Source organism: Spiroplasma endosymbiont of Phyllotreta cruciferae (assembly GCF_918697755.1).
This window is the reverse complement of sequence record NZ_OU953854.1, coordinates 208,582-224,331: the sequence shown is the minus strand read 5'-3', so window position 1 is coordinate 224,331 and position 15,750 is coordinate 208,582. Positions and strand designations below refer to the sequence as shown.

Genomic DNA, 15,750 nt, shown 5'->3' with positions numbered 1-15,750 from the left:
AAAGAGGTAAATACCCTTCTGCATGATTTTCCAATTTATTCAAACTGACATTTAGCATAATAATTAATTTGGAAATATTGATTTAAATTGTTGCTTATCGCGCTCTTTTTAGTTATAATATTAATGCTTTATGCATTGAACCCCGGTACGGAATAATGTTAGGAGGCAGTGGCATGAGACAAACTACTATCTTTAATTTAGCTAAAGTTGAAAAGAAATGATATGTTATTGATGCTCAGGATCTAGTTTTAGGACGTTTAGCAAGTAAAGTCGCAATGATATTAAGAGGAAAAAATAAACCAGCGTATACGCAACATGTTGATTGTGGTGATAATGTTATTATTCTTAATGCTGATAAAGTTAATTTTTCAGGAAACAAATTAAAGGGTAAAATTTATTATCATCATTCACAACATCCAGGTGGGTTAAAACGAACAACAGCAAAAGATATGCTAGTTAAAAAACCAATTTATCCAGTTGAACACGCAATTAAAGGAATGTTACCAAAAAATAAATTAGGAAGTAAATTATTTCGTAATTTATTTGTTTATGCTGGTAATGAACATCCACACGAGGCACAACAACCAATTAAGTTAGAATTAACTAATAAATAAAAGGAGCAAGTATGGCAAAAAAACAAGAAGTTATTTATCGTGGGACAGGAAGAAGAAAATCTTCTGTTTCCAAAGTTGTATTGACTCCTGGTAAAGGAAATGTCGTTGTAAATGGGAAACCAGCATTAGAATTTTTCCCATATGCAACATTAGTGCAGGATTTGGAACAACCTTTAGAAATTACTGGTGTAAAATCAGAATTTGATATTCGTGTTAAAGTATCTGGTGGTGGTTTTACTGGGCAAGCGGGAGCAACAAGATTAGGAATCGCAAGAGCACTAATTGAAGCTTCACAAGATTATAAAACCTTATTAAGACATGCGGGGATGCTAACTCGTGATGCTCGTATTAAAGAACGCAAAAAATACGGGTTACATGGAGCAAGAAGAGCACCACAATACTCAAAAAGATAGGTATTTTTATCAAGAGAATATTGCAAAAATATTCTCTTTTTTATTTTTATTGTTTTTGGTGGCTTTTATTGTTATCTAATATAAGTTTAGTATAATTATATATGAATAAGAGGGGTGTATTAATGGCGTTAACAGAATTTACAATTCAAGGAGATAAATTTAATGGTAAAAATTTATTATTAAATTTATACTTTTTAACAAATGCGAAAAGTAAATTTACTGATGATGATGTTAAGAATCTACGCTTAAAGAATATTACAACAGTGAATGGATTAGACCTTTTTTTAAAAAAAGATATTTATATTGCTGATTTTTTTGTTAGTTTAATTAATGATCAAGCAAAGATTAAAAAAGATAAAAAAGGAGAAACAAAAGAGTTGTATGATATTTTAATTCGTTTTAAATCAATTACGGGCTTTGATGATATTTTAGATCCAAATTTATCATTAACAATCCTTGGTGATATTGATCCACAAATTGGCATTGTTAATGTTAAAAACATCTTTTTAACAGCAATGGAAAAAGAGAAACAAGAATTTGAAACAATGGCAACTACTGTTGTTTTAGAAATAGCGGATAATTTTCGGATTAATGAAGCAAAACTACGAACTATTTTTGATTCAAATGTTTTTGCTAATATGAAGTTTTTGATTTCATCTTTTTCGAAAGAAAAAGAACGTTGATTACAATATCTTCAATTTCAAAGTCAGAATTTAGAATATAAACGTAATAATTCATGTTTATATTTAACACGGAAATTAACAGAATATATAAAAATTCCAAAAACAGTTACGACCTTAGAATCGTTTCATGATGCGCGTTTTTTGGCTCATAATTTTTGATATGTTAACAAAATGCATTTTGCCAATAAAAACATTAAAATTAATCCTTCTTTTGAGGAAGTTATTGTTATTGAGTTAGAACTAATTTTAGAGGATTTTAATAAATATCTTGTGTTAATGTTAAAAGGATTAAATAATTTAAGTATTGCCCGGATTACAGATTAATCGAACATATCAAAAAGAAACACCATTAACCTTATTTACTTTTAATTTTAGTGATAGTTATGCCCAAGATGGAACTATATCTATGATTTGGTTTTTAATATTACAACAACAAAAGAACATCAAAATCCTAATCTTAATGTTATAAAGAATTAATGAAATTGTATATGATTGAAAATCATATTACAAAAGAAAAAGAAATTGATTCAGAAACAATTAAATTAGCTGTTGACCATTTAAGCAAGTATCAAATCATTAGTTGCTTTTATGAAATAAAAAATGATGATGATATTTCATTAAAAGAAATAACAAACATTATTCCCAGTATGGTTATTTAACTTATATTGGAAAAGGAGATTCAACTTTAATTCGTCGTAGTAGTGTAATTTTAGATAAAATTAGTAAAAATGATGTTGCTAACCCTTATTTAATTAACTATATTTTTAATATTGAAGATGTTAAATTAAAATCACAACATCATTTAATAACGTTAGAACAACTACATTTTGCTTCTACTAATTTGAATTTAAATCAAAAAAGGCATTAGTTAAAGCCCTTAATTCGCAAGATATTTTTCTTATTGCAAGGGCCACCAGGAACAGGGAAAACAGAGTTTATTGCTGAATTAGTTTATCAATATGCTAAACTTGGAAAAAAGTTTTGATATCTCTCAAAATCATACTGCGATTGATAATGTTTTAACGAGATTATATAAGACGCCAATGTTAGTACCATTACGGTTAACCGGCGAAGAAGTTCGAAAAAAAAATCGTTTTAATGATTTTAATCCGGATAAATTAATTTTTAATAATTATCGCTTTATTTATTCTCATTTAATGCGTCAGTACTTAACAAAATGGAATGCAATTGACTATGATTATGAAAATCAAAAAAAAGAGTTACAAAGGTCTTAAAGCTCGTGCGAAGATGTTTGAACAGGAAATCAAATATTATAATACTTGAACACAAAAGATAAATGAGTTAGTTGCAGAACAAGAAATGCTGGGTAATCAAAAATTGGAATATCAAAAGGATAACCGAAGATTAAAAGTTGACATTAATAATATTGATAATGCAATAGAGTTTTTAGGCAACTTAAATTGAGAAGGGATTATTACTTCAACAACAGATTTAGTTGAATTATTTAATAAGTATTTTGGAACTTTAATTCAAGAAAAACTAGGTTTTCAATTTGATGAATCATATTCTTTAACAAATACCTATCAACAATTATAACAGAATCGGGACCTGTCAATCCATTATTAGTAAAAAAAGAACAAGAATTAACAGAATTAAAGAATGTTAGTCAAGCATTTCGTGATGATGCATGAATTGAAAAACTTCAAGTGGCCCAAAATGAAATTTTAGAATTAAAACAACAACTTTCGTTAAAACAAGAAATGTTGTTTATCAAAATTTGCAATGAGAATTTAAAAAAGACCTTTTAAAGTTAAAAGGTCAATATGGAAAAACAAATTAATGATAACGAAAAATTAATAAATCAAATTGATGTTAATAAAATGAGCGAGAAATATCATATTTAGAAAGTGACATTGCAGCATTAAATAACCGAATTAATACTTTGAAAATTGAGATTGAAAATATTGTTAATAGTATTAATCATGTTTTTAACTTAAATTTAGTTGTAAAAGATATCACGGCAACAATTAATGAAATTGATAAGGTTATTAATAGCATTGATCATGATATGAAGACTATTATTAATGAAAAAGCAACAAAGGGTAATTTTGTTAATAATATGATTACTTTCTTAGATAAAAATTACAATATTGCTGATTTCTTAAACCAAGAAGGAATTCAAAACGATCGTTTTACCCCCGCAATGGAACGTGATACCGTTAACTATGCCAATCAATTTTTACAAGATGGTGTTAATGTTGTTGCAATGACAGCAACTTCAAATCAATCATATTCCCAAAGTAAAAATAAGGTTTTACAGGATTACAATATTGCTGATATTGATATTAAAAAATTTGGTTCGATGTTGTTGTGATTGATGAGGTAAGTAAATTAACACCAATGGAAATCTTTATGCCATTAGTTTATGTTAAAGCCGTCGTTCTAGTGGGTGATTATCGTCAGTTACCACCAATCATGCCATATCGCGAAGAATATGTTGCTTTAGTTAATGATATTTATAACGAAAATCATAGTTATAATGATTTTTTAGAGCTAGTGACTAATGTTTAAAAAGATTATTTCGAAATGTGATGATTCAGTTAAAGAGATTTTAATTAATCAATATCGTAGTCATGAAGACATTATGCGGATTGTTAATGTTTTTTATGAAAATCAATTGCAGCTAGGAGACGAAATAAATCAAAATAATGAAAAACAGCATTATGTTACAGTTGAAAACGACAAGGGGTTAAAAATTTTCGATAGTGAGAAAGCAATTTATTGAATTGATTCAACAAAAGATGAAAATCAAAATTTTGTTTATGAACAAGGCGAAAGTGGTAGTACCAGTCTTTTTAATTGATTAGAAATTAATTTAACGATTAAAGCGCTTCAGTTAATTGAACTAGGATATAATAATTTAACCACTAAATTAGAAAAACAACCCAAAGTGGCGGTTATTAGTTTTTATGGATTACATGTAAAAAAATTACGGAAAACTATTAGTAATTTAAAATTTAAAAATATTAAAGTTGAAGTTTCAACTGTTGATGATTATCAAGGACGAGAAACAGAAATTGTTATTGTGAATATTGTTCGTCATCCGCAAAGACAACTTAATGCTAATAAAGAATTTATTAAAAAATATGAGCGGTTAAATGTTGCTTTTTCCCGAGCAAAGAATATGTTAATTATTATTGGGGCAGTTAATTTCTTTGCTAATATTGATGTTGAGATTCCAACGGTTATTAATCCAAATGTTACAACAACAATTAAAGCATATTATGAAATTTTGCGAATTATTAATAATTATGGTCTTATTTGATATGCAAAAGATTTGTTATCATAGAAGTTAGAGGTAGAAAATGAAATTAGGAATAGTTAAGGTCTATAAAAACTGAAAAAAATTAACAACAGTTGTTGGTTATCAAACTCCGAAGAGACCAGATTTTTTTCAGTATGTAATTTTAAATGCTATTGCTAATTATCCGAATAAAGAAAAGTCCTTGGCCAATATTTTACAAGAAGAATTGCAGATTTTTAACCTTAAAATTTACGCTGAATGTTTAAAGTATTTAATTGAAAAGGAAAACACGATTGAAATTAATTCGCAAGGGTCATTAAATTATTTGGCTAATAGTTATGCTGAGCAAGAATGAATTGATCGAGCAATTGGGATTTTTTATATTTCCAAAGAAGCATTACAAGCCCTAGAGAAGGGTTACTTGTTAAGTAAAAATAATAATCGTAAGGCAACAATTGATTTTCTGTTTGATATTTTTACTAACCAACGATATATTAATAATGAACATTTTATGCTAACGGAAAAAATTAATAATAATGATTTAACTATTTTCCCAGAACATGAACCAAGTTTTACTGGTGGTGATTTATTTAAGTTTTTAGAAGATTATAAAACTACTCCTAATAAATATAATATGTTTAGTGATGATACAACATTTACTTCAATTCGAAAGAAACAACAGGAAATTAAGCATAACAATGAGCAAATTAATAAATTATTAACTGATGTTTATGAAGCAAAGGAATTAGTGTTAACTTTAACTACTTTTAAAGATATTAAAATGCAAGTTATCAATGATAAAAACTTGCAAAACGTTATTGAAAATAATGTTAATTTACGAACAAAAATTTTAGATTATTTTTTGACAACAATGACAAAGGATTTAACATCGGATTTTAATTTAAATATTCAAAAGATTGCAACAAATACATTAGAAAGTGATTATCAACAAGATCCTCGTCATATTACTTCAACATTAATAAATCCTCGAATTTTAATTATTAATGCAACAAGTGTTAATCCAAAGGCCGTTTTAAATCACAAATATTATTTTGATAATAATGTTCATTGTATTATTTTTGTTAATGCTGAGCATAGTACTGAAATAAGTGATTTAACCGGTTCAATTCCAATTTTTTACTTAGATAAAACCATCTTACCAATTCATGATTATTTCTTAACATTATTTCTTAATGATAAAAATGAGACAGAAGACTATGTGTTACAGTCAACTGAATTAATAATGTTAAACCGGCAAATTATTACAGCACAAAAGTTTTTACCAGATCATAGTAAACTTTTATTTAAAAAAATTTTACAAAGTTTAGAAACCTTGTTAAAAAATGAGCAAGAAAATATTTATGAAACAATTCATAGTAATAAGGTTAATAATCTTTTTATTTATTGTTATTTAATTGACCTTTTTAATCAAAATGAAAATGCTTTTGATAATATTTTAAAAGGGATTATTGCAAATGATTTTCAAAATAAGATTTCAATTTTATATAAATGTGAACAAATTTTAACTAATTTTATTTTAAAACCAAATTATTTTACAAAGATGCATATGCTTTTAATTACTGCAATGAAACAACAAGCAAAAGATCAACAGCATATTGTTAAAGGATATCAAGTTTTAACAAACAATGATTTGTTAGCAAGTAAAGAAGTTTTAAGTATGTTACAAGAACTTTATAATCAAGATGATGTGACATTAAAACAATTATTAGAATTAACTAATGTTGCAAGTTCAACAATTGTAGAAAAAATTTGAAATCAAAATTTATTCGCTATTTTAACCAAATTTCTTTTTGCTCTTAATAATGATAATTTACATCGTGAATTATTTGAAGAAGTCACTACAATAAATTTAAGTAAGAATATTACTTTATTGGTTAATCTGTATGGTTATGCTGAAGAGTATCTAAAGTATTTTAATGAAATGAAAAAACGGGAAACAAGTAGATTGCAGCGTCATTGGCAAGATATTTGAGCTAAGATTACAACTATTAGTGAACGTTTTAAAAATATTAACTATGGCGATGATTTAACCATTCAATTATTATGGTCCTTGTCACAATTAGAAATTACCTACAAAGCTATTAAGTTTAAAGAAATGTTTAATTCGGAACCTAAATTTCAGGAATACCTTGATTTTTATTATTTTGATAAAGCCGCGTTATATTTGATAAATATAATGGAAGAAAAAATTACTGCTATTTTAAAAGCAAAAGACCAACGCTTGAAAGGAATTAATGAAAAATTATTTGTTTGTAAAGAACTTTTTGATAAAAACAAGCAAAAAGAAATGATGAGAATATATCATGAATTACGACTATATTTATATTGTGAAAAAGCTCGTGATGAACAAAACGATAATAAAAATCGTGAGGCATTAAAAAAACTACAGCAAGAAATAGAAGAGGTGTTAAACTAATGAGTATGAGCGTTGAACAGGTAATGTATAATTATCAAAAAAAAATTGAAAGATTAAGTTTAAATATTAATTTTGTTAAAGAAAACTTACAATTATTATTAAAGCAACTAAAAAGTATTGATGCTAGTGGACTAAATTGCCAAGCAATTGAAACATATTTACAAGAATTAAATCAAATTCTAATTGATTTAGAAACTAATCCGTTAGTTGCAGAACTGCAAAAGGTTAAGCATGTTGAGTTAGAATTAGCAAAACAAGTTAATTTTTTCTTAGAACAAAAAACATTGCGTTTAGCAGAAATTCAACAAAAAATTGAAGTGTTAAAATTAAAAGTTATTGAGGATGAAACAAAACAACGATTAATAAATTTGAAAAATCGTACTAATTTAAATTATCAAACATTAGAACAAGAACTATTGGGGATGTTTGATGATAATATTACAAAAGCTTTTATTATTAATTTTTTCAAAACAAATAAAAACCAGCTTGTTAATTTAGACCCAAATACAATTTCAGATCTTGTGCAAGATGAAATTAATAACTATCGTGCTTCGGCAGAATTTATGAAAAATCAATATTTAAATAGTTTTAAAGCCCAAATTGGCTACGATAAATTTATTAATGCTGAGTTAGCACCGGTACTAGAAGAATTTAACCAAACTGGTGTTAATGATTCGGATGTTTTGAATCAAAAAGCATTGGCTTTACAAAATAAAATTATTAGTCAACAATTAGATGAATCAGCTCGAAAACATGCAATCGCCGCAATTTTACAAGCAATTCAAAAACGTGGTTTTATTGTTGATAGTAATGATATTCGAATTACGAAGGAAAACGATGATAGTCTTGTCCTTGTTTATGCTAAAAAAGTAACGGGAGAAGAAGCAATTTTTAAAGTATATCTTGATGGACGGTTTACTTACAAATTTGAAGGTTATGAAGGGCATGCCCATGATGTTGATGAACAACCATTTGTTAATGATTTATCGATGTATGATGTATCATTATCAAAAGAAATAAAAAAAACATATTTAAATCCTGATAAAATTATGAATCAAGCAAAAGTGCAAATTGATCATAAAATAAAAAAGAAATAATATTAAATATGCCAAGAAAAATGGATACATAAACTTGTTCTTTATGCGTCCATTTTATTTTAGATATTTACTGTTAGAATATTTTTTAGAAATAAGGAGAATGGCATTTTAAAAATAATTTACGGGAAATAAATAGTATAATAACTTATAGTGAGATTAATTATTTTTAGGATTAATTCCTAATTTTATTTTAAAAAAATTATAATCAAAGTAATGATTAGAGGGAGCAAATAAATGAGTGTTAAAAGTAATTTAGACAAATTAAAGAACCAAATTGGGATTAAACGTTGTGTTATTCTTGAAGGAAACGTTAATGATATTTATCAAATAAATAACGGTTATGTCGGTTTAAAAGATAAATTACGTGGTTTATTAAAGGAGAAAGGTTTTAATGACATTTTTACTTGAGATCGAATTGATGGATTAACTGGTGGAAATATTAAAAACTTAGCTCTAACATCTGAACCACAACAAAAAAGCAAAGAAGGGGAAGCTTATGATTTTGGTCAAGAAGTAATTAATAATGCTAATAACCAAGATAATGGTCCAACTGGACAGTTTCCAACTTTAGCAGAATTTTTTGCCATTGTTCGTCGAAATATGTTAACACCAAGTCCTAAAAAAGTTGCTTTTGTTGCTGATTTTTCAGATTATTTATTTTCAAATGAACAAGCATTGATTGAAGAGGAACGTGTTAACTTAATCTCTTTAAGTAAAGCTTTTCGCGATAAAAAATTTGATCAATCAGAAATAGTTGATTTTGATACTGCAATTATTTTTATTACCAATAGTGTTGGAAAGTTACCAACATCATTTTATTTAAATAATCCAGATGTCACAACAATTACTTTAACAAAACCAAATCGCGAAGAACGTGAGAAATTTATTTTAACTAATAAGAACTTTTTTAAGATTACGGAAGATTTAAGTACAGATATTCTAAAATTACAAGATATTTATGATACTATGGAGGGATGAACTTTGAAAGAAGTTTATCAATTAATTAAATTCTCAAACAATATTGATGAACGATTACCGTTTGAAAAATTATTAAATTCTTATCAATATGGTGATAAGGTTTCACCATGAGAAGAAATGAATTATGAAAAATTAGCAACAATTGAAACAGAGTTAAAAAAACGGGTTATTGGTCAAGACCACGCAATTGTCAAAGTGAAAAATGTTGTTTATAAAGCCTTTACGGGGTTGTCTGGCGTTCAATATTCTTCAAAACGAACAAAGCCTAAGGGAACATTATTTTTTGTTGGTCCAACGGGGGTTGGGAAAACTGAATTGGCAAAATCATTAGCAAAATTTCTATTTGGTGATGAAAAAAATTGTATTCGCTTTGATATGTCAGAATATAATCAGGAAGCTAGTGATCAAAAATTAATTGGAGCACCGCCAGGTTATGTTGGTTATGAAGAAGGTGGGCAATTAACTAATGCAATTAAAGAGAAACCTTTTAGTGTTTTATTATTTGATGAAATTGAAAAAGCACACCCACGAATTTTAGATAAGTTTTTACAAATTTTAGAAGATGGGCGCTTAACAGATAATAAGGGACAAACTGTTAGTTTTTCTGATTCTTTTATTATCTTTACTTCAAATATTGGTGCTAGTGAAGTTGATGATAGTTTAGAATTTTCAGAGATTGAAAAGCAATTTATTCAAAAGGTTTCTGACCATTTTCGCACCGAATTAAGACGTCCAGAGTTATTAGGGCGAATTGGGAATAATATTATTCCGTTTAATTTTATTAAGGATATTAATTTTAAAGCAAAATTAATCACACAGAAATTACGGCCAATTCAAGTGGCGGTATGAGAAAAATATAAGGTGAAATTAGAGTTTATTCAGTTGGAACAAATTTTACCAATTATTATTCAAGATGCTGATGATAAAAAGGGGGGACGTGACTTGTTAAATAGTATTGAAAAACATATTGTTGATGGGTTAAGCTCCTTTATATTTGTTAATCAAACTAGTTTTAAAGCGGGTCAAACAATTTTGGCACAAGCTAATGGTCATCAAATTGAATATAGCTTAAAATAAATAATGAGTAATTTAATTAATTTTAATCGGTTTGTTTCTTTTACAACAATTGAAGGCCCGGGGAACCGTTTCGCCTTATGAATGCAAGGATGTATTATTAATTGTAAAGGATGTAGTAACCAAGAAATGATTCCGTTAATTAATCGTAATGTGATGGAAGTTAGTGAACTTTTTAAAGCAATTAAGGATGCGCAAGAGCGCTTTCAAATTGAAGGAATTACTATTTTGGGAGGCGAACCGTTTATTCAACCACGGGCATTATTGGAATTAGTAACGTTGTGTCAAGCAAACAATTTAACAGTAATTGTTTTTTCTGGCTTTTTATACGAACTATTACAAGAAAAACACCCGGCAATTTTAGCTAAAATCGATATTTTAATTGATGGGCCATTTATTATTGAAAAACTAGATAAAAAACGGCGTTTAATTGGTTCAACCAATCAACGGGTAATTAAACTAAGTGGTATTTATCAAGACAATGATTATTTTGAACAAAATATTATTGAAGCTGAATTTACTGTTACTAAAAATAATAGTATGATTATTAACGGCGATGGTGCACACCTCGTCAACAATGAAGAAACGATTTTAAAAAAAGAGGAGGACAAAAAAGATGGGAGCATTTAAACTAGATGGTGATGTGTTTTCACATATTAAACAAGATATTATTAAAGTTGGGGATAAATTAAAATTTAGAGCAACAAATGGTGATATGAGTGATTTTCATATCGATGATGTTAGAACAAACTATAAAGTTATTTCGTCAATTCCAAGTATTGATACTAGTGTTTGTTATACACAAACAGTTAAGTTTAATGAAAGTATGAAGGATTATAATAATGTTCGTTTAATTATGATTTCAAGAGATTTACCATTTGCTCAAGAAAGATGTTGTGAATCGTTTAAAGATGAAGCACATTTCTTAATTTCGGATTATAATTATCGAGACTTTGGGGCAAAATCAGGATTAGTTTTTACTGATTCACAAATTTTACCACGAGCTGTAATTATTTTAAATGAAGATAATATCGTTGAATATCTTGAAGTTGTTAGTCCAATTGGTAATGAGCCAAATTATCAAGCAGTGTATGATTTTTTAAGTAGTAAAAAATAAAAAAGTATTAATATGAAGATGTCAATTTTAATTGACAGAAAAAAAGATTTTTTTATTAAAAAACTCCATTCGTTGTTCGAAAGGAGTTTTTCTTTGCGATATTCTTGGCCTTACAAAGTTATAAAAATCAATATAGTTCGAAACAATTTCATAAATATTATTTAAATTTAGTTCATTTCGTTGATATAAATATATGCATTCTTTTTTAAATGAACTAAATCAAGTTTCACATGCCCCATTATCTGGTGAATTTCCTCTTCGAGACATAGAAATGACAATGTGCATACTTTCACATAAATCCTTCCACATTGGTGAAGTATATGAGCTACCCTGATCACTATGAATTATTACATTTTTTGGTTTTCCTGAATAATTTCAAGCTGAAACTAAATTTTTGTAGCACAAATTGCTATTTAGATTATTAGATAATTTTCAATCTAAAATTTCACCATTAAATAAATCTCTTACAATTGATAAATATAACATTTTATTTTTTATTGGTAAATATGTAACATCAGTTACTCATTTTTGATTAGGTTTAGTTGCAACAAAATTTCTGTTTAAAATATTTGGAAACCTTAATGGTCCAGATTTTAAATAACTTGGCTTAATTTTACGTTTAATAGATTTAATTTTTAAAATTTTCATGTATCTATAAACAACTCATTTGTTAAGTTTTATGTTTTTTAAATACTCAGCATTGGATATCCGTAGATACCTTTAAATTTATTAAATAATTCTAATATTGTATTGGCAAATTTAATATTATAATTTTTATACTTAGGCATTCCATTTTTTATTCATAAATAATATCCTTGTCTAGTAACTTTTAATTTTCGGCATAAAAAATCAACAGAATAATCTGTTGATAAATTATTAATGGTGAAGAACTTATCTTTAATAGTCTTCGCTTCATACTTTTTTAGTGCAAGATGGAGCTTTGCAATTTCTTCTAATTCAAAGCGCGACATTTTAGTCACATCATCAGTCATAACTTTTGATGCTTTCATTCTACGTTTTGAATGCTGAATTTTTTGCAAGCCACGGCCTCACTCTAAATTATCAACATTTTCTTCAGCCTCATCGCGTCATCTTTGAATAGTTGACTTTGCTACATTATATTTTTCTGCAGAACTTCTCACTCCATTTTGTTTAGAAAATTCTAATATTTCAATTTTTTCATCTTTATTTCATTGTTTTGCCATAAAAAATAACATCCTTTCAATAAAATTATATAACAGAAATTTTAACTCTCTTTTTTCTGTCAATTTTATTTTATATGTTCAATAAAATACTTTTTTATTTTAAGGTTAAAAGTTCTTTGATCTCATCAAGGTCACGTATTTTTTCTTTATTAACGTTTAGTTTAAAACCATAACCTTCTTCCTTTTTATATTTCGGGATAATATGAAGATGATAATGAAAAACTTGTTGGAAAGCTTCACTTTTTTCATTACTAACATAATTAATTCCAATGGGGTGTAAAGCTTGATACATTTTTTGGGCAACCATTTTTCCAGCTTTTGCAACAGCTGCTAAATGTTCATAATCTGTCTCACTATAATACTCAAGTGTTTTTTTGGAATTATTAAAGTATGACCATCACTGCTTGGAAATAAATCTAAAAAAGCGTAAACAAGATCATTTTCATAAATTTTTTACTTGGAATTTCTTGGGCAATAATTTTACAAAAGATGCAATCACTTTTGTTCATTTTTACATCAGCTCCTTATAAAATAATTATAACAAACTTATGGGAGGAATTAGAATTAGAGGTCTAGAAAAACAAATATTTAAAAATTTTTAATTTTCTTTATAATTTTATTTTTTCCTGTTATAATTAAAAATTATAAGTTATCTAATACTTCCTTGAGTTTTGTGGTATAATATATTTATGTAGCAACCAGAATTAGAGGAGATGATTATAATGGAAAATAATCGCGCAAAAACAGCTCATGATGAAGCTGGGGAAATTGTTGGGAGATACCGCATGTTAGGGGAAGATATTTATGCATATCTTGAAGTTTTAAAACATCAAATTAGCCAACAAAAAAAGTAATGAACATAATGATTTAGAACAAGCGGCCTACTTTGAAGATTTACTAACATCTGTAAAAAAAGTTTGAAATGAAAAATATGAAGACTAATTAAATATTTTATAAAAGCAAAATAGTTTGCTTTTTTTATTTTAAAATGAAGATTGTAAATGCAAATAGGACATTCCAGACCCTTATTATTAAAATAATAACACTTTAAAATAAAGTTTCAACTATTTTTAGTTATTTTTTTTAATTTGAGATTATTTTAGCATATTTTGACACACTAAAAAGGATTTATTAAGTTATTTTAATAAATTACTTAATAATATTTTGTAAAAATAATTCTTGTGATGTTTTTCAATCAAGGCATTTTCTAAACTTAGTATTAATTACTTTCATAATTCAATTAATCCTATTTTGACTAACTTTATTAAAATCAGTCCCTTTTGGTAATCAATGCCTAATATCTATATTTATTCGTTCTACAATCGTTTTTTGAGTTGGAGTAGCAGGATCACAAAAATAAAGATTAGAATTAGTTATTTTTTCTATTTCTTTTCACTCACTAAATTCTTTACCTTGATCAGTTATAATACCTTTAATGCATTTTTTAAGTAATCGATTTTTAAATATTGATTTTAAAGTATCTATAACTTCTGTTGCTGTTTGCTCTTTTAATTTTTTACAAATCGTAAATTTAGTAGCTTCTTCTGTTAATGTTAAACAAGCTGATTTATGATCTGCTCCCACAATACAATCCATTTGAAATCAACCAAAAATATTTTTTTGATGTTTAGATTCTGCAATAGTTTTATAATTACTAATCTTACCACGATTATCTAATGACTTTTTTATTTTTCTTCTTTTACCATGAAAATATAGATTTTTTTATTAAGATTAAATAATCCTAAATAAATATAGTTATATAATGTTTTAAAGCACATTGGGAATTTATTGTAAAATTCAATTTTATATAGTTTACAAATTATTTCGGGTGTATAATGTAAATGGTTAAAATTTTGATTTAATCATTTAATTTGATCAACAGTAAGAACTATATGTTTTTTACAATTTCTACGATTTATTAGGTATCGCTCATAGGCTTTTTTAGGGTGATATCTTTTTATATGTTTATAAAATTTAAGTTCATAGCTAATAGTATTTTTACTACGATCCATAAATATAGCAATTTTTGATAAATTAATTGATCCATTATTTTTTCTTAAATTTTGGTGATTCTAATAATTCTTTTAAAATTATTCTTTCATTAATACTTAAATGCTTAAACTTTTTCATGTCAATAATTCCTTTCGTATTTTTATTTATACAATAAAATTAAAAAAATAGAAATTATTGACATTTAATTTGATAATGTTAAAATGGTGGTGTAATTCTATGCAATTATGGATTTTCCAGACTCCCATACTTGTTTTAGAAATTTACGAAATAGAAGACTTGAAAAAGTATTTTTTTATTTTTGTAAAGATGATGGTATGATGGTGACGAAAAAAGGAGTATAAAAAATGAAAGAATTTAATCCAAAAAAGGCAAGTTTAAGTACAATTTATAAAAAAATTGATGAATTTTGAGAAAATAAGAACCAAATGAATTTATATACTTTGAATGATTTATTCAATAAATTAAACCCTTCAGCAAGATGAAGACATGATTCTTATAAGAATGAAAAGATAGTTCCATTAATTGAAAAGCAAGTTGATAAAATTGAGTCTGAATTAATTAAAGCTATGGTTAAAACACATGATGGAGTTAAAACTTATTGAAATAAAACTTTTAATGTTAAATATGCAAAACAAGAACAAGAGCAAAATATTAATAATCAAACAACCAATTATTATTAATTTACAAAATGATATTAAAGAGGAATTGTGTAAAATGAAATGCAACAAACCTTAGTTAGTCAAATAATACAATAAAAATCATAAAAAATAAATTATAAATTTTTAAAAATCAAAATATTTATAGTTTTTATTTTATTTTAAGGAAAATTAAGCACACTAAAAAATAATTTATTA

21 protein-coding genes and 2 pseudogenes are annotated in these 15,750 nt (G+C 26.4%); 19 read left to right on the top strand and 4 right to left on the bottom strand.

What is annotated here, in order from left to right; all coding sequences use genetic code 4:
• Positions 1–173: 173 nt before the first annotated feature.
• From rplM to tpx, 17 genes are all read left to right on the top strand, one after another.
• Entirely contained in the window at positions 174–614 is a 441-nt protein-coding gene (gene rplM / locus NL276_RS01360; RefSeq protein WP_253301671.1) for a 50S ribosomal protein L13, read from the top strand.
• A gap of 11 nt (positions 615–625) precedes the next feature.
• A complete protein-coding gene (rpsI, locus tag NL276_RS01355; RefSeq protein WP_253301670.1) occupies positions 626–1,027 on the top strand; it encodes a 30S ribosomal protein S9 in 402 nt (133 codons plus the stop codon).
• A 101-nt stretch (positions 1,028–1,128) separates the two neighbouring features.
• Positions 1,129–2,034: a hypothetical protein gene (locus tag NL276_RS01350; protein ID WP_253301669.1), complete on the top strand. Its 906-nt coding sequence runs from the start codon at positions 1,129–1,131 to the stop codon at positions 2,032–2,034.
• A 152-nt stretch (positions 2,035–2,186) separates the two neighbouring features.
• On the top strand, positions 2,187–2,369 hold the full coding sequence (locus NL276_RS01345) for a hypothetical protein (protein ID WP_253301668.1): 183 nt from the start codon (positions 2,187–2,189) through the stop codon (positions 2,367–2,369).
• Positions 2,291–2,578: a hypothetical protein gene (locus tag NL276_RS01340; protein WP_253301667.1), complete on the top strand. Its 288-nt coding sequence runs from the start codon at positions 2,291–2,293 to the stop codon at positions 2,576–2,578. Before NL276_RS01345 ends, NL276_RS01340 begins: the two co-directional genes overlap by 79 nt.
• 33 nt (positions 2,579–2,611) lie before the next feature.
• Positions 2,612–2,725: a DEAD/DEAH box helicase family protein gene (locus tag NL276_RS05070; protein ID WP_253301666.1), complete on the top strand. Its 114-nt coding sequence runs from the start codon at positions 2,612–2,614 to the stop codon at positions 2,723–2,725.
• Positions 2,670–2,945, top strand: coding sequence for a hypothetical protein (locus NL276_RS01330; RefSeq protein WP_253301665.1), 276 nt, complete (start codon positions 2,670–2,672; stop codon positions 2,943–2,945). The genes NL276_RS05070 and NL276_RS01330 overlap by 56 nt, the downstream gene beginning before the upstream one ends.
• Before the next feature lie 13 nt (positions 2,946–2,958).
• On the top strand, positions 2,959–3,267 hold the full coding sequence (locus tag NL276_RS01325; protein WP_253301664.1) for a hypothetical protein: 309 nt from the start codon (positions 2,959–2,961) through the stop codon (positions 3,265–3,267).
• A gap of 91 nt (positions 3,268–3,358) precedes the next feature.
• On the top strand, positions 3,359–3,511 hold the full coding sequence (locus NL276_RS01320) for a hypothetical protein (protein ID WP_253301663.1): 153 nt from the start codon (positions 3,359–3,361) through the stop codon (positions 3,509–3,511).
• A gap of 102 nt (positions 3,512–3,613) precedes the next feature.
• Complete coding sequence (locus NL276_RS01315; protein WP_253301662.1) at positions 3,614–4,057, top strand: hypothetical protein; 444 nt, start codon at positions 3,614–3,616, stop codon at positions 4,055–4,057.
• Positions 4,042–4,242, top strand: a complete 201-nt coding sequence (locus NL276_RS01310) for a DEAD/DEAH box helicase family protein (RefSeq protein ID WP_253301661.1) — start codon at positions 4,042–4,044, stop codon at positions 4,240–4,242. Before NL276_RS01315 ends, NL276_RS01310 begins: the two co-directional genes overlap by 16 nt.
• Positions 4,235–5,020, top strand: coding sequence for an AAA domain-containing protein (locus tag NL276_RS01305; protein ID WP_253301660.1), 786 nt, complete (start codon positions 4,235–4,237; stop codon positions 5,018–5,020). Before NL276_RS01310 ends, NL276_RS01305 begins: the two co-directional genes overlap by 8 nt.
• Before the next feature lie 16 nt (positions 5,021–5,036).
• Entirely contained in the window at positions 5,037–7,412 is a 2,376-nt protein-coding gene (locus NL276_RS01300; protein ID WP_253301659.1) for a hypothetical protein, read from the top strand.
• A 5-nt stretch (positions 7,413–7,417) separates the two neighbouring features.
• Positions 7,418–8,509, top strand: a complete 1,092-nt coding sequence (locus tag NL276_RS01295) for a hypothetical protein (RefSeq protein ID WP_253301658.1) — start codon at positions 7,418–7,420, stop codon at positions 8,507–8,509.
• Between the two features lie 234 nt (positions 8,510–8,743).
• Positions 8,744–10,564, top strand: coding sequence for an AAA family ATPase (locus tag NL276_RS01290; protein WP_253301657.1), 1,821 nt, complete (start codon positions 8,744–8,746; stop codon positions 10,562–10,564).
• A gap of 3 nt (positions 10,565–10,567) precedes the next feature.
• Entirely contained in the window at positions 10,568–11,191 is a 624-nt protein-coding gene (locus NL276_RS01285) for a 4Fe-4S single cluster domain-containing protein (RefSeq protein ID WP_253301656.1), read from the top strand.
• Positions 11,178–11,678 carry a thiol peroxidase gene (gene tpx / locus NL276_RS01280; protein WP_253301655.1) on the top strand — a complete coding sequence of 167 codons (501 nt, stop codon included), beginning with the start codon at positions 11,178–11,180 and terminating at the stop codon, positions 11,676–11,678. Before NL276_RS01285 ends, tpx begins: the two co-directional genes overlap by 14 nt.
• 27 nt (positions 11,679–11,705) lie before the next feature.
• Here tpx and NL276_RS01275 read toward each other — a convergent pair whose 3' ends face one another.
• The 3 genes and pseudogenes from NL276_RS01275 to NL276_RS01265 form a co-directional block, all read right to left on the bottom strand.
• Entirely contained in the window at positions 11,706–12,326 is a 621-nt protein-coding gene (locus NL276_RS01275) for an IS3 family transposase (protein ID WP_253301654.1), read from the bottom strand.
• Positions 12,327–12,364: 38 nt separating this feature from the next.
• Positions 12,365–12,883, bottom strand: coding sequence for a hypothetical protein (locus tag NL276_RS01270; protein WP_253301653.1), 519 nt, complete (start codon positions 12,881–12,883; stop codon positions 12,365–12,367).
• 94 nt (positions 12,884–12,977) lie between these two features.
• A pseudogene (locus NL276_RS01265) lies at positions 12,978–13,392 on the bottom strand (HIT family protein).
• A 213-nt stretch (positions 13,393–13,605) separates the two neighbouring features.
• Here NL276_RS01265 and NL276_RS04960 point away from each other — a divergent pair.
• A complete protein-coding gene (locus NL276_RS04960) occupies positions 13,606–13,737 on the top strand; it encodes a hypothetical protein (protein ID WP_256468774.1) in 132 nt (43 codons plus the stop codon).
• Positions 13,738–14,032: 295 nt separating this feature from the next.
• Here the strand turns inward: NL276_RS04960 and NL276_RS05310 are convergent.
• Positions 14,033–15,013: pseudogene (locus tag NL276_RS05310) on the bottom strand (IS30 family transposase).
• A 227-nt stretch (positions 15,014–15,240) separates the two neighbouring features.
• Between NL276_RS05310 and NL276_RS01255 the strand changes: the two are divergent.
• The gene (locus tag NL276_RS01255) at positions 15,241–15,576 is read left to right on the top strand and encodes a hypothetical protein (protein WP_253301652.1); all 336 of its coding nucleotides are present in this window, start codon (positions 15,241–15,243) and stop codon (positions 15,574–15,576) included.
• Positions 15,577–15,750 lie beyond the last annotated feature (174 nt).